The sequence below is a fragment of the Bartonella bilalgolemi genome (assembly GCF_023500045.1).
In the GTDB taxonomy this organism is placed as follows: Bacteria; Pseudomonadota; Alphaproteobacteria; order Rhizobiales; family Rhizobiaceae; genus Bartonella; species Bartonella bilalgolemii.
Genome location: NZ_JAMCOF010000002.1, coordinates 189,142 through 204,742, shown reverse-complemented (window position 1 = coordinate 204,742; position 15,601 = coordinate 189,142). Strand labels below are relative to the sequence as shown.

General features: G+C 35.1%; 13 protein-coding genes. 6 read left to right on the top strand and 7 right to left on the bottom strand.

The window, feature by feature from the left end:
- Nucleotides 1-13: 13 nt before the first annotated feature.
- From M4Z11_RS02225 to M4Z11_RS02200, 6 genes are all read right to left on the bottom strand, one after another.
- On the bottom strand, nt 14-532 hold the full coding sequence (locus M4Z11_RS02225) for a rod-binding protein (protein ID WP_249675614.1): 519 nt from the start codon (nt 530-532) through the stop codon (nt 14-16).
- Between the two features lie 155 nt (nt 533-687).
- Nucleotides 688-1,065, bottom strand: coding sequence for a hypothetical protein (locus M4Z11_RS02220; RefSeq protein ID WP_249675612.1), 378 nt, complete (start codon nt 1,063-1,065; stop codon nt 688-690).
- Nucleotides 1,065-1,850, bottom strand: a complete 786-nt coding sequence (locus M4Z11_RS02215) for a flagellar biosynthetic protein FliR (protein ID WP_249675608.1) — start codon at nt 1,848-1,850, stop codon at nt 1,065-1,067. The genes M4Z11_RS02220 and M4Z11_RS02215 overlap by 1 nt, the downstream gene beginning before the upstream one ends.
- A 14-nt stretch (nt 1,851-1,864) precedes the next feature.
- Nucleotides 1,865-3,940, bottom strand: a complete 2,076-nt coding sequence (gene flhA / locus M4Z11_RS02210) for a flagellar biosynthesis protein FlhA (protein WP_249675680.1) — start codon at nt 3,938-3,940, stop codon at nt 1,865-1,867.
- 1,097 nt (nt 3,941-5,037) lie between these two features.
- Nucleotides 5,038-6,030 carry a bifunctional riboflavin kinase/FAD synthetase gene (locus M4Z11_RS02205; protein ID WP_249675605.1) on the bottom strand — a complete coding sequence of 331 codons (993 nt, stop codon included), beginning with the start codon at nt 6,028-6,030 and terminating at the stop codon, nt 5,038-5,040.
- Entirely contained in the window at nt 6,030-6,875 is an 846-nt protein-coding gene (locus M4Z11_RS02200; RefSeq protein WP_249675603.1) for a TIGR01459 family HAD-type hydrolase, read from the bottom strand. The genes M4Z11_RS02205 and M4Z11_RS02200 overlap by 1 nt, the downstream gene beginning before the upstream one ends.
- 910 nt (nt 6,876-7,785) lie before the next feature.
- Between M4Z11_RS02200 and murJ the strand changes: the two genes are divergently transcribed.
- The 4 genes from murJ to M4Z11_RS02180 all read left to right on the top strand — a co-directional run bounded on the left by murJ (nt 7,786) and on the right by M4Z11_RS02180 (nt 11,661).
- Nucleotides 7,786-9,348: a murein biosynthesis integral membrane protein MurJ gene (gene murJ, locus M4Z11_RS02195; protein WP_249675600.1), complete on the top strand. Its 1,563-nt coding sequence runs from the start codon at nt 7,786-7,788 to the stop codon at nt 9,346-9,348.
- Between the two features lie 74 nt (nt 9,349-9,422).
- The gene (gene trpS / locus M4Z11_RS02190; RefSeq protein ID WP_249675596.1) at nt 9,423-10,493 is read left to right on the top strand and encodes a tryptophan--tRNA ligase; all 1,071 of its coding nucleotides are present in this window, start codon (nt 9,423-9,425) and stop codon (nt 10,491-10,493) included.
- 46 nt (nt 10,494-10,539) lie between these two features.
- A complete protein-coding gene (locus tag M4Z11_RS02185; RefSeq protein WP_249675591.1) occupies nt 10,540-11,031 on the top strand; it encodes a universal stress protein in 492 nt (163 codons plus the stop codon).
- Between the two features lie 57 nt (nt 11,032-11,088).
- Nucleotides 11,089-11,661 (top strand): NifU family protein, encoded by a 573-nt coding sequence (locus M4Z11_RS02180; RefSeq protein ID WP_249675588.1) that lies wholly within the window; start codon nt 11,089-11,091, stop codon nt 11,659-11,661.
- A 528-nt stretch (nt 11,662-12,189) separates the two neighbouring features.
- Here M4Z11_RS02180 and cyoE read toward each other — a convergent pair.
- Entirely contained in the window at nt 12,190-13,110 is a 921-nt protein-coding gene (cyoE, locus tag M4Z11_RS02175) for a heme o synthase (protein WP_249675585.1), read from the bottom strand.
- Between the two features lie 410 nt (nt 13,111-13,520).
- On the opposite strand from cyoE, the gene M4Z11_RS02170 reads away from it, so the two are divergent.
- Nucleotides 13,521-14,054: an invasion associated locus B family protein gene (locus M4Z11_RS02170; RefSeq protein WP_249675582.1), complete on the top strand. Its 534-nt coding sequence runs from the start codon at nt 13,521-13,523 to the stop codon at nt 14,052-14,054.
- A 112-nt stretch (nt 14,055-14,166) separates the two neighbouring features.
- The gene (gene tldD, locus M4Z11_RS02165) at nt 14,167-15,585 is read left to right on the top strand and encodes a metalloprotease TldD (protein WP_249675579.1); all 1,419 of its coding nucleotides are present in this window, start codon (nt 14,167-14,169) and stop codon (nt 15,583-15,585) included.
- The last annotated feature ends 16 nt before the right edge of the window (nt 15,586-15,601 follow it).

The window sequence follows — 15,601 nt, the reverse complement described above, 5'->3', positions numbered from 1 at the left end:
ATAACTGCATCCGCTAATACACTTTGGCATCCAATACCTGATCTTTTTCTACCGCAGACAACGATGTGTCCGTTTCTTTTCTCATTTGATCAGAAACTAACATCTGTGCAATACCAATTCCACCAGATACTGCAAATTCTTTAGCTAACTGTTCAGCCATCATTGACTTCCAAATTTGCCCTGCTTGCCCTTTTCCAAAAATCGATTGTATATCGGTTGCAAACATACTCTCAACAAAAGTTTGCAACACAAAAGCTTCAAAATCTCTAAAAACTGCAGCTTCCTTACTTTTTACAGATTGTGGCCTGATATGGGCCTGTTGTACAATCCCATCAGAAATTAAATCATCTCGTACTACTGAAGCCGAATTAGCATGTGCTAAATCAGAAAAACTACTCCCCTCTCGTTCAATTGTCTGTACACGAGCAATTTTTTGTAAAGAATACAATTTTTCGACAGAAGTCCTATATTCAACTGGATCTGCTGCACGGGCAACATCAAGCACAATATCAGACGGAGGCTGAATAGCCATAGATTTCCCCTTTTTACCTAACTCTCGCTTTTCTTTGCAACCAAATTTCTACCTTATAAGATTTCTTCTTTCTTTTAATAGCTCTTTACAGAAAGAAAAAATTCTCATAATTAAGGTAATAGATATAAACCTCCAAACTTATGTCAAGCTGACGTCTAACACATTTTATTTACAATATACTCCTCTAGCATATCACTAAATTGTTTCTGTCTTTCTATTGATTGTATTTCTTTATACTGATCTTCTAATCTTTTCGAACGGCTAGAAGCTTCACACACAACTTGTTTTTGTTGTGCAATTTGTCCTTGAAGTTTCTTTTCAAACTTAGCAATATGATGCAAACGTTTTGCTAAAAAAGAAGCATTCCAAAAATTGAAAGCCGAATCTTTTTCCATCAATGAGAAAAACTCACGCGTCTCTTCCTGACAAGAAAAAAGCTGGCCCTTCATATATTCCAATTCAGCTTTACGATGTGTTTCAATAAGACGTTGTACTTTTAAAAGTCTTCCATAACGTTTGCTTTTCTGCGCCATTAAGATCCTTTCTTAAGCCAATCATGTAATTCAGAATTAAACAAGTGTAAAAGTTCTGGCATCAAAATATAAAGTAAAAACAAGCCTCCACACATAACAAAAGGTAATGAAATAAAATAAACTGGAATGGTAGGCGTTAATTTATTTAGCAATCCTATCGTAATATTAATCAAAATTGTATAAATAATAAAAGGTGCTGCTATCGACAATGTAGTTAAAAACGCACGCGATAAAGCCTCATGATAATCTGTCAAAGCAGCTTCTGGATTTGGAATAAAAGCTAGAGGGATAATATCATAAGATGCTAAGAGCCCCTGAATGGTGATAATATGCAAATCGCTTGCAAAAAAAAGTATGATAGTCGCAAAAACTAATACATTTGCAACATGTGATTCTGGCGTTGACTCAGTAATACTATGACCAGGTTGGCCAGAAAATCCTATTGACATCCCAATAATTGAGGCCATAAATTGCAAAGCCCATAAATAAGCATGAGCAATTACCCCAAAAGTAGCCCCAATTAACATCTCTGCAAACAAAGCGCGGACAAGCAATGCAAGATCGGGTTTATCACCTAGAGTCTTAAAAGAGTCTGTAACCAAAGGAAGGATAGCAAGTGAAAAAGAAATGCCAATAAATAAACGCAAATTCATAGGAACGCGTACACTAGACATTCCCGGCATCAACATTAAACAAGCTCCAACTCGTGAAAAAACTAACAAAGCAATTGTTACCAATTGCTCAATTGAAAAAGATGTTAGGGGAAAAACAGATGTTAATGACATAAACCCCTTACCTTTTAAGAAATGGTTCCCAATGTTTTAATTTCAATTCCACGAGCAATTTCTGCATGCGAAAGCACAGGCAAAGTTGGAAAAAGACGTTCGATAATCATGCGGATATAAGGCCGCGCTTCAGGAGATGTGATCAGTGCAAAACGCGTTGCTTTTTCCATATGTTGTCGAATAAGTACCGTCGCATCCGTCCCAAACTTTTCAAGTTCAACTGGGTTAATATCAAATTCAATAATGTCACCCTTTGTATCACGCTTTAATGCCTTATGAAAAACGAGATCCCAATGACTTCCCATCCGCAAAACATTCAAAATGCCATTTTCAGATAAATCACCACAAATTTGTTGTGACATACGCAATCGTACATGCTCAGCAATCAGTTCACAACGCCGCACATGAGGTGCTATTTCAGCCACTGCTTCGAGAATAAGATTAAGATTACGGATAGAAACACGTTCTGATAATAAAAGTTTTAAAATCGATTGTAAACCCGAATAGGAAAGATGTGCAGGGCAAATCTCTTCTAATAATTTACGATATTCGCTCCCTAAACGCTCAAGAAGAATGCGCATATCTTTATAAGAAAATAATTGTGCTAAATTATTGCGTAAAACCTCACTTAAGTGCGTTAATAATACAGAAAGATTATCGACTGCCATATAGCCTTCACGGATTAGTTCAGAACGAAATGTCTCTGAGGTCGAAAAAGCACGCATCCCAAAAGCCGGCTCAGATACGTACTCACCTGGAATATTTGGAATAGGCTTATTACCTGGCATAATAAGAACATCACCAATACGCATTTCGTAAGAAGCAATAACCGTACCATATAATTTGATCCAATAGCTTTTTCCTGGAACTGTATAATCATCGGATATTTGAATTTCAGGAATAACAAAACCATACTCCTGTGCAAATTTACGGCGCATTTTTGCAACACGATTAGCTAATTCAACTTTTTGCGGCAATAAACGTTGAGATAATTGCTTGCCCATAGCAATTTCAATCTGTACTATTTCAAGAGATGCTTTTACTGATTGACTCTCTTCCTGGTGAGCCATCTGATTTTCTTTTTCACGCAAAGCTTCTTTCGCAAGAGCTTCCCTTTTTAAACGACGGGGAATAGAATAACCAATTGAAGCCATCAGAGCAGACAAAAGTAAAAAAGGAAAAGAGGGTAAACCCGGCATCAATCCCAGCATTAATAACAGTAATGATGATACAAAAAGAGCCTTAGGATATCCTCCAAGTTGCCCCAAAACAGCCTTTTCAGCAGAGCCGCGTGTTCCCCCTTTTGAAACCAAAAGACCAGCTGCCAATGAAACAATCAATGCAGGTATCTGCGTAACAAGACCATCTCCTACAGAAAGCTTAGTAAAAACATCCGCTGCACCAGACAATGACATTCCATGCCGCGTTACACCAATAACAATACCACCAAAAATATTAACAGCCGTAATAATAAGACCGGCAATAGCATCACCACGCACAAACTTTGATGCCCCATCCATTGCCCCGAAAAATGAACTTTCTTCCTCAAGCTCCTGACGGCGATGCTGTGCCTCTTTTTCATCAATAAGGCCCGATGAAAGATCAGCATCAATGGCCATTTGCTTTCCTGGAATAGCATCCAGTGTAAAACGCGCGCCCACTTCAGCAATACGCGTCGCACCTTTAGTTATCACCAAAAAATTGACAATAATTAAAATAGCAAAAACAACAAGACCAATAACAAAATCCCCACCCATAACAAATTGTGAAAAACCTTGAATCACATGCCCTGCAGCTTTATATCCTTCATCACCATGGGTCAAAATTACACGGGTGGTTGCAATATTAAGCGATAAACGCAATAAAGTTGCAATCAACAAAACTGTTGGAAAAGCTGAAAAATCAAGGGGCCGTTGGATCCATAACGAAACCATCAAAATCAAAACAGAAAATGCAATAGAAAAAGAAAGTCCTAAATCCAAAATAAAAGCAGGAACTGGTAAAAAAAGAACTGTAAGAATAATGATAATTCCTGCTGCAAATGCAACATCTCGACCAGAAAACTTATCCTGGTGAGCGATATTGATCATTGAACTATGCTGTTGCACACTTTTCTCCTTATACAATCACACTGAATACCTTTTGTGCAAAGCTTGCTTTAGCTTATTTTCAACGCATATCCAGTTCATTTTCCTTAGAGTTACTTTTGCTCTCTAATTCATTATCTCATTGTATATTGTATAAAGTAAATGACAAAGCTTGTGTGAAAATGGTGCTATACCATGTAACCTCTCTGTATCAAAACAACAGCTAAATGCGAAATATATCAAACCATAATAAATAAAGGATTATTTTAAGCTTGCTGAGTATCTTATATCAGCATATATTACATCATGTAACATTATGTGTATCATAAATAATACAATTCGAAAAGGAGAATTCGGTGATTGATATTATTAAAACTACTATGCTTTATTCAACGCTGATTGTTGGTATTAATATTGCTATTGTAATTGCCTTAATTGTAGGTGCACAATAAATAACAAACAGTTAATAGCTATAGATTTTTGGGATATTTTTCTTGTTTTTATACTCCATTTTTAAATGATCCTAATAAAAAGATAAATATCTAGTGTATTGGAAAAAGCTGACAGAAAATTGGAAATTATTTTGTATCAATGTGTAGATTAAGGTTGAAAATATTAAGATACAAACGAAAATCACCTTTTAAAGAGTAATCTGCAATTAAGTCTATATAAAAAGTTTTTTAGCTTAATTCTGTTTTTAAATGGCAACTCATCGCCACAAAATAAAAACTATTATACTCCTATCGCCCTATAATACAGAAAAAAGAAACATTAAGGCCATTAGTTATTTTGAAAGTCATCTCTTTTCCTCTTTTAACTGATTACCACTAAAGAATGCGAATGTGCACGATGCATTGCGATTATTAGACATATTTTAACTTTTTATTAACTAGAAAAGAAATAAGCACTAAACATTGTAAAATATATCTTATACAAACAGGAAAGAAATACACAATGATTAACTCAGACCTTAAAATATTTGTTTCACCCACCTATAAACGGAAACTCCATATTGTCCATGATATTTTGGAATATAGTCTTGTGCTCATTGTGAGTTTAAGCGTTATTTTATCTGCTCTCTTTTCCTTTTTAGATCATTTTTAAGGCATATTTTTAAAAGTTAATGCTTCATCTAACAATGAAAGTGGTTGTTTTGTTCTCAAAACTACTTGTGCTTCTTTTTCATCGTGCTGCATTTGTGCAATCAGAGATTCTAACGCATAAAATTTTTCTTGTCTCCGTAAAAACTGCAAGAAAGAAACCGTACAATTTTCACCATAAAGATCACCATCAAAATCAAATAAATAAGTTTCTAGCACTGGTACTCCATTACTAACAACAGTTGGCCGACATCCAAAACTCGAAATACCATCATATAAAATACCATTAGCACGACGAAATCTTACCGCATAAACCCCATGAGCTAAACTCGTCTGAGGAGGAACAAACTGATTAGCTGTAGGAAATCCCAACCTCCGCCCCAGTTTTTCACCTTGTATAACATTTGAGCTTACCCGATAGTGGTAACCTAGCAAATGAGCTACTTGTGATACTTGTCCTTTTAATAAGAGCTTCCTAATAAAACTTGAAGAAATTGTTAGTCTTTGTGCATTACATAGGCAAGGAATTTGCACCACTTCAAAACCATATTCTTCACCTCTTTGACAAAGAAAACTCACATTTCCACTTTTTTGACAGCCAAAACGAAAATTTTCCCCCGTTACCACAACAGAAACATCAAGAGTTTCTTTTAAAATTACAGTAATGAATTCATCGGCTGAAAGAGCAGAAAATTGTGCATCAAAAGGCTGCTCTATTACTCCATGGAAACCAAGAATTTTAAAAATTTCAGCTTTTTCAGCAGCTTGTGTTAAACGATCAACAGAAGTTGAACCTTGAAAAAAACTTTTTGGATGTGGTTCAAACGTTAAAACAAGAGCCGGCCTCTTTTTTTCACGTGATAAATCAATAGCTTTTTGTAAAACAGCTTGATGACCAAGATGAACACCATCAAAATTGCCAATCGCGAGCACTGCACCACGCCACGCTAAAGGAAGAAGACTATATTCCTGAAGACGCAAAAAATCGAACATTACTGAAGCATCCACATCATTGCATGTGGCTGATAACCATAACGATCGAAAAAAGCATGTAGAGCTTCTTTATTTACAATACCATTATGCTCATAGTCATGATGGTGAATGCCCCCCATAATATAAAGGGAATCAAGAGCAAAATGAATCGCTCCTTTAATATCGGTCAAAAGACCATCACCAATAGCTAAAACCCGATTTTTATCTATTATTCCACGGATTTTCTGTAATTTTTTAAAGGCACACTCATAAATTGGAGCGTAAGGCTTTCCAGCAATACGCACTTCACCTCCTAATTGTTGGTACAAGCGTGCCAAAGCACCAGCGCACCAAATTTCTTGATTTCCACAATGAACGATAATATCAGGATTAGCACAAATAAAAGGCAAATTCCTTCCTCGTAAACGACGAAACATCTCTTCATAAGCATCTGGTATCGTCTCTAAATTTTCAAGAAAACCACTACAAACAATCGCAGAAGCTTCCCATTCTTCGACCAATTCGCAAGATAATCCTTCTAATAAAACCAAATCACGTTGTGGACCAATGAACAAAACTTTACGTGGAGCAGAGCGAATAAGATCACGTGTTACATCACCTGAAGTAACGATTTCATCATAACACTCTTTATCCACTTGCATCATTTGTAATTGGGCAACTACATCTTCTTTTGGTCGAGGAGAATTTGTCAACAAAACAATACTTTTTCCCATTTGTCGAATTTTTTGCAATGCTTGCACTGCCGATTCAAAAACCTGCACACCATTGTGCAAAACGCCCCAAACATCACAAAAAACAGCATCATATTGCCTTATGAGAGGATCGATATGTGTGAGTTCTTTCATAAATACACCTGTTGATGTGTTCACTATTTCTTAAGCTATCTCTTATGTTTATATATCATATCGACATATGCCAATTATTTTAATATATTGGTCTATCTATATTTTACAAAATTAAAGACAATATCATAAGACTAAAGAAAAGAATTTTCAAACTCTCTTCTACAAAACTCTACACAATGCCTCTTTAATTCTTTAAACTATTTCTATTCATTTTTGGGATTCTTTTATGTCTTTCGTGCAAGACGATCAGAAATTATTGTGAATATAAAAACAAGTCAAAAAATCAGCCAATTCTCAAATATAGTAAAATAAATCATTTCACGATATAAATTTATCTTATTATAAAAAATAATACTGTTAATAAAGTGAATAATTTCTCTATTATTGAAATTATGTATAAAAAAATTATAGAATTCGATCACTCTATAGATGATGAAAAAACTATTAAAGTTTTCTGTAAAAAGTGGAGCTTGTAGTAAGAAGGCACATAAATTGTAAGAAAATTTTAGAGTTGTTCAAACAATGACTCCTTATCTACAAGTTGCAAAAAGAATTATAAGGCTTTTAAAATAAGATTTACAAAATAAAATATAAAAGAGGTGATCTTATACAGAATTTTACTTTCTTTTTTTTTAAGAAAGAGCTTATAAGAGGTAGTCTCTTCATAAAAAAGTATTAAATTAATAAAAAAGCATTTACATAAATTTTCTCCTATCAAACCATACAGTTCTCTTTATAAAAAATAATTAATTGCTTTCTATCCACGAGAAAAAAGGTATAGAAATAGCGTCAATGATGCAGATGCGCTCTTATTGACAGAAAAACAAATATCATCATAAAATACCCTATAATATACTTATCATATTTTATTATCGAGAATAGCTTTTTATTACAAACCCAATATATCCTCATGAACTTGATTAAAAAATTTATAACAGTCGCTTCTGGAACTCTCACAAGCCGTTTTTTTGGCTTCATTCGTGAAATGCTGATGGCAGCGGCTCTTGGAACAGGTCCTGTATCCGATGCGTTTAACGCTGCTTTTCGCTTTCCTAATACCTTCCGTCGTTTTTTTGCTGAAGGAGCCTTTCAAACAGCTTTTGTTCCTCTTTTTTCTAAAAAAATCTCAGAAAATGGATCAGAAAATGCATGCAAGTTTGCAGAAGAAGTTTTTGGTGTTTTGTTTTCACTACTCTTACTTCTCACTATTGCTATGGAACTGAGTATGCCTTTTTTGGTCCGCACACTGATTGCACCAGGCTTTGCAGAAGATGCTACAAAATTTAACGCTACAATCCGTTTTACTACTATCATGTTTCCCTATTTAGCATGCATGTCCTTAGCAGCGATGATGGGAGGAATGCTGAATGCACTCCAACACTATTTTGTTGCAGCTATTGCCCCTGTTTTTCTAAATATTATCTTGATATGCGTGCTCGCCTATGCTTGGATCTATCAACTTGATACTTGGCATATTGGACTCAATCTTTCCTGGGGTGTAACAGCAGCAGGACTCCTTCAATTGGCTCTCATGACAATAGCCTTACGTAAAAGTGGAATGAAGCTTTCCTTCCGCCTACCTCATTTTAGCCCCAATGTCCGCCAACTGTTAATTTTAGCCTTCCCTGCTGCTATCACAGGGGGAATTACACAAATTAATTTATTGATTAATACCAATATCGCTTCTAGCCAATCAGGTGCCGTCTCCTCTCTTGTTTATGCTGATCGTCTTTACCAATTGCCCCTTGGAGTGGTTGGTATCGCTGTCGCAACAGTTCTTCTTCCTGAATTAACAAAAGCGCTACGCAACAAAAAAAACACAGATTCTGATGAATTGCAAAATCGCGCAATTGAGTTCTCTTTATTTTTAACTTTACCCGCATCAGTTGCTTTTCTGCTTATATCTAGTCCCATTATCAGCCTTCTCTTCGAACGAGGTCAATTTACCAGTGACTCAACAAACAGTGTTGCTCAATTGGTCCAGCTTTATGGAATTGGTCTTCCAGCTTTCGTACTCATAAAAGTTTTTATTCCTAATTTTTTTGCTCGCGAAGATACAAAAACACCCATGATTTTTGCAGGCATTTGTGTTTTTATCAATATCAGCTTAGCCCTAACATTATTCTCATTTTTGTCAGCACGTGGTATTGTCATCGCTGAAATTACTGCCGGCTGGGTTAACATCCTATTACTGTGTAGCACCCTTCTTAAACGAGGCTATTGGAAATATGATGCACAACTAATAAAGCGGATGGCATCTCTCATAATCGCCTCTTTCTTCATGGCTCTCACTTTGTACTATTCCATTGGCTTTTTCTCTGTACCGTTATCATCACAGACTTCATTTTTCTTGCGCGCAAGCACCTTAGCAGGATTACTTATTATTTCAACATCGGTTTATTTTATCATTTGTCTTTTATTTGGAACAAATTATTTATCGCTCCTCCGTAAAAATGTGAAACAGCACCTCTAATATTTCTATTGTTTTCAGAAATATGCTTTATCACAATATATTAAGCACATAATATCATAAGAAAGGCCTTTTCTATGGACGCTTTTACACCTCTTGTTTTTTCTGGTGTACAACCGAGTGGTCACCTGCATCTTGGCAATTATCTTGGAGCCATCAAACAATGGGTAGATCTGCAAACATCCTATAAGTGTCTCTATTGTGTTGTGGATATGCATGCTCTGACCATTAATCCAGATTCACTTAGTTTAGCAGAGTCTACTCGTATGATGACAGCAGCCTTTTTAGCAGCCGGCATTGATCCTCAAAAACAGATTATTTTCAACCAATCACGTGTTTTTCAACATGCTGAACTGGCGTGGATTTTTAATTGTATTGCACGTATTGGCTGGCTCAACCGCATGACTCAGTTCAAAGATAAAGCAGGTAAAAACCGTGAACAAACATCTCTTGGGCTTTTTGCCTATCCAAGCTTAATGGCTGCTGATATTTTAATCTACCGCGCAACACATGTTCCAGTAGGAGAAGATCAAACACAACATATTGAATTAACACGTGATATTGCACAAAAGTTCAACAGCATTTATGCTGATCGTATTGCAAATTTAAATCTTGGTGTTTCTGTGCAAAATGGTGAAAAAAACGAACAAGTTTTTTTTCCAATGCCAGAAGCTCTTATCAAAAAGACAGCTATGCGTATTATGTCCTTACGTGATGGCACAAAAAAAATGTCAAAATCAGATCCTTCCGACTTTTCACGGATTAATTTAATCGATGATGCTGATCTTATCGTACAAAAAATACGCAAAGCAAAAACCGACTCCACTCCTCTTCCTGATAAACTAAGCGATTTACAAGAACGTCCAGAAGTTAATAATTTATTAGGCATCTATGCCGCTTTTGCTGAAATCAGCAAAGAAAAAGCACTGTTAGAGTTTTCAGGAAAGCAATTTTCACTTTTTAAATCAGCTTTAGCTGATCTTATCGTTTATAAACTTGGACCAATAACACAAGAGTTACGCCGTCTATATCAAGAAAAAACCTATATTAATTCTGTTCTGCGTGATGGTGCACAACGTGCAAGTCTTTTAGCAGAAAAAAATATGAAAAAAATTCGTGAAATTGTCGGTTTTGTACACAATATATAAAATAAAATGGTCAAACTTTAACCTTAAAAATCAGAAATAAAATGACATGCTCTCTAAGCGAAAAAGTCAAGAAATAGATCATAAACGAAAAATTTTGGTCATCATTGATGAAACACCTGAATGTCGGCGTGCTGTCATTTTTGCTGCGCAACATGCCAAAAACACGAATGGTACCTTAATTTTGCTCTCTGTTATTGACAACTCAAAATTTCAGTATTTTCTGGGTGTCGACAAAGTTATGCGGATGGAATCAACGGCACACGCCTGTGTAATTCTAGAAAAAGTAGCTGATGATGTACGCACTACTCAAGCTCTTGAAGCAGAAACAATTATGCGTGAAGGAGAAAAAATTAATGAAATTTTCAAACTAATTAATGAAGATCAGGATATCGCCCTCATTGTTTTAGCTGCAAGTTGTCATACAGAACGACCGGGACCACTTATCCAATCCATTGCTCATCGGGGAAGTACTTTTCCTATCCCCGTTACTATTATTCCAAGCGATCTCCCTGAGGAAGAAATTGAAGTTGTTGCCTAGAAATAATACTTCTATATGAATTCTCTTCTGCAACCGTAAGTAATGAAAGAATAATGTATGTTTATTCAAACTGAAAGCACACCGAACCCTACAACACTTAAATTTTTACCAGGCCGTATTGTTCTTCCTCAAGGCGTCCTAGAATTTCACAATCGTGAAAAAGCTGCTAAAAATTCTCCCCTTGCTGCAAAATTATTTAATATTCCAAATATAAAAAGCGTTTTTTTGGGATATGATTTCATTACTATAACTAAAAATGATGGAGAGTGGAAACATCTCAAACCAGCAATTTTAGGTACAATTATGGAACATTTTCTTTCCAATGATCCTGTTATCACCACAGAAGTCCATATACCTGATAAAGAATTTTTTGATGAAAAAGATACTGATATTGTTGTTGTCATCAAAGAATTGCTTGAAACACGTGTACGTCCAGCTGTAGCAAATGATGGTGGTGATATCACCTTCTGCGGCTTTGAAAATGGAATTGTTTACCTCAATATGCGAGGTGCTTGTGCTGGATGTCCTTCTTCAACAGCAACCCTTAAACATGGTATTGAAAATCTTTTACGGCATTTTATTCCTGAGGTATTAGGTGTTGAAGCTATGCCGCAAAATACTGGACTGTGAAAGAGCGTTCACTAAAAACTTTATAATTAAATAGCAAATTTATAATATGATTTAATGTGTCCTGTATCACAAATGTTGCACTTTATGAGAAAGACTATAAAAATATATAGGATACAAATATTTCATAAAATATAATATTGCCTCGCTTATTTAACTGTCTATGATTTTAAGCCTTATATATAAAAGAACGTGTTATCATATGACCTTACAGTATTTATTTTGCACTCTTTCAACAGCAGAAAGACATTGTTTATGACTAAATAGATAATCGATCTAAGAGTGTTATACGAAATTCATTCATAACGATTTAAAAACACTTTTTTGTAGTTTCAAGTATAAAAACAAAAGTTATTAACATTTCTGAATTTTCAGAAGATGTAATACTAAATACCTGCCTATCAATAAAATCTATTATTTTTAGAAACTTTATATCTCTCTAAGAAAAAACACCATATCCATGATATGCAATTATAAATTCTACTAATGTATAACTTTTTGATAAATTAAAAAACACTACAGAATGATAAATCACCCAATAAAGGATTCAACTAAAAGAGTCCCGAATATAGCAGATAAATAAAATAACGAAAAGAAAAATACTTTTTTAGCCATAACAGTTGTCTCATCATATTCTTTAGCTTTCCATAAGCAATAAGAAAGATAAACAAAAACAGCGCTTAAAATTGTTGAAAAAATACCATAGATAATACCTGAAAAACCTATAATATAAGGTCCAATAGCGCATATTGCCATAATAATAGTATAAATTAAAATCTGGTTTTTCGTGGATTGCTCTCCTCGCATATTAGGCATCATAGGAATACCCGCTACATCATAATCAAAAGATGAAAATAGAGAAAGAGACCAAAAATGTGGTGGAGTCCACATAAAAATGATTAAAAATAAGAGGAAACTCTCAAAACTCACTGTACCTGTTGCAGCTGCCCATCCAATCATTGGTGGAAAAGCTCCCGCTGCACCACCAATCACAATATTCTGAGATGTTATACGCTTTAACCAAATTGTGTAAATAACAACATAAAAGAAAATTGTAAAAGCAAGAAAAAACGCCGTAAACCAATTAATGAAAATTCCCATAACCAAAACTGAAAAGATAGAAAGAGCTAAACCAAAAATAAACGCTTTCCTACGGCTGATTTTACCAGTTGGAATAGGGCGCTTTTGGGTACGTTTCATCACCGCATCAATATCAGATTCATACCACATATTAAGTGTTCCCGCGCCACCACCACCTAAAGCTATACATAAAATAGCTAAAAAAACATGCAATGGACTCATAGTAACAGGTGATAACATTAATCCAACCAGAGCTGTAAATATAACTAGCGACATAACTCGTGGTTTCATTAATGTAATATAATTATAAATATTAGCTGCTATCGAGCCTAATTTACCATTTTTAACCAGTAATTCTTTTGAAACAGACATTCCGTCAAAGAACCTTTTTATCTATATCGCCCAAAAACAAATATTGTCTAAAATATAGGAATAACTAATTAGTGTTACAGTTTTTTAAAGAATGTACAATACATTTAATTTTAATATACCTAATGTAAATCAGAAATAATTATAATAAGAGCACACTTTTTAATTGTATTCAAGAAACGTACTACAAAAACACTCTACCAAATATCGTATAGCAAACACTAAGAGATTATGTTTACATAAAATACTATTCTTTTATTATCCTTTTTAAATTTTTATTTTTATTCTATATATTACAAACTCATATCTTCGGAAAAACCTTAACTTTGTAATTATTTTGAAAAAAATCAAAATTTTACTTTTCATGAAAAGCTATACACAATAACATGATAACGATTCGAATAGGGCTTTTTATGACACTTTATCAATTTCTCAAAAAAAACTTTTTTAGCATTCTTATTTACGCATTTTGCAATGTCTTTGCCAATCACGTTATTGCACAAACACCCAATACACAGAATATTCCTGCACCGCAAACTTATGGTGCATGGACCAAAATTTGTTTTTTGCCTCCAGGCACACCTAACGTACAATGTGAAATTGTACAAGATGTTCGCACACAAGAGCGTCGTGATATTACTTTTCGTGTAACATTTTACAAGTTGCCTCAAAACCAAGGAGTTTTGATGCGTGTTTCTGTTCCGATCCGAGTTGAATTGCGATCTGGAATTAGAATTAAAATTGATAATGAAAATGTAGGAAAAATGGAATATCGCCGTTGTCTAGGTAATAATTGTGTTGCTGAAGCACTTCTCAAAGAAGATATAATCAAACACTTTTTAGAAGGTAAAATAGCAACCTATATTATCTTTACAACTCCTGAACAAGGAATCGGAGGTCTAGTTGATCTTAATGGTCTTAGAGATGCCTATGCAACTTTGTCATAATAAATACTCACCACTATTGCTTGATAGAGCATATCAAATCAAATAGTTTTTGCTTTTAGCTTTACAAATAAAATGGATAAATTTTGAGTACTAACAAAATAGGATAATCATTATGAAATCGCTGATTGACCACTTTGATATTTCTGCATCAAAAGTACAATCACTTGTACAAGAAGCGCTTCATAAAGCTGATGATGGTGAACTTTATCTTGAATATACAGAAAGTGAAGTTCTTCTATTTGATAATGGAAGGCTTAAAAATGGTTCATTTCACCAAGATATAGGATTTGGTTTACGTGTTGTTGCTGGAGAAACCACTGGATATGCCCACTCTGGTGAGCTATCAGCTGCCGCACTCAAACGTGCGAGTGAAACAGCTAAAACTGCAACCTATAATAATCATGCAGGACCTTATAGTGCAGCTCCTAAATCGACAAACAAAAGTCTTTATAAATCAAAAAGTCCTCTTGTTTCTCCCTCATTTGAAAAAAAAAGTGCGCTTTTGCAAAAAATTGACACATATTTACGTGAAAAAAATGACAAATTGCATCAAGTAACTGTTACTCTTTCCGGTTCACTACAGCATGTCGAAATTTTACGAGCTGATGGACATCTTGTTCGTGACATTCGTCCTCTTGTACGGCTCTCTATATCCGTGGTCGCTGCCAATGGTAATCGGCGCGAAAATGGTTCCTATGGTTGTGGTGGACGACAAATGTTTAACCAATTCATTTGTGAAGAAAACTGGAAAAAAGCTGCTGATGAAGCTTTACGAATAGCCTTAATCAATCTAGAAGCAGAAGAAGCACCAGCAGGAACATTTGATGTTGTATTAGGCAATGGATGGCCTGGTGTTATGCTTCATGAAGCCGTTGGACATGGTTTGGAAGGAGATTTCAACCGTAAAAAAATATCTGCTTTTTCTGGACTTTTAGGCCAACAAGTTGCCGCACAAGGTGTTACCATCGTTGACGATGGTACAATCCCTGAATGCCGTGGTTCACTTACAGTCGATGATGAAGGAACTCCATCAAATTGTAATATTTTGATTGAAGATGGAAAACTCGTTAATTATATGCAAGATAGATTAAATGCTCGGCTTATGGGAATGAAACCAACTGGTAATGGACGTCGTGCATCCTATGCACATACACCAATACCGCGAATGACCAATACAATAATGTTGGGTGGAGATAAGACACCCGAAGAAATTTTATCCTCATTAAAAAACGGTATTTATGCTGTTTCGTTTGGTGGTGGACAAGTCGACATTACTTCTGGAAAGTTTGTATTTGAATGTACGGAAGCTTATCGAGTAGAAAAAGGCAAAATCATAGCTCCAATCAGAGGTGCAACCCTTATTGGTAATGGACCAGATGCTATGAAACGCATTACAATGATTGGTAATGATAGCAAACTTGATAATGGCATAGGAATATGCGGGAAAGCAGGACAAAGCGTTCCTGTTGGCGTAGGACAACCTCATTTGCGAATTAATAATATGACAATTGGTGGAACAGCAGTTTCATAAAATGAATTGGATCAAC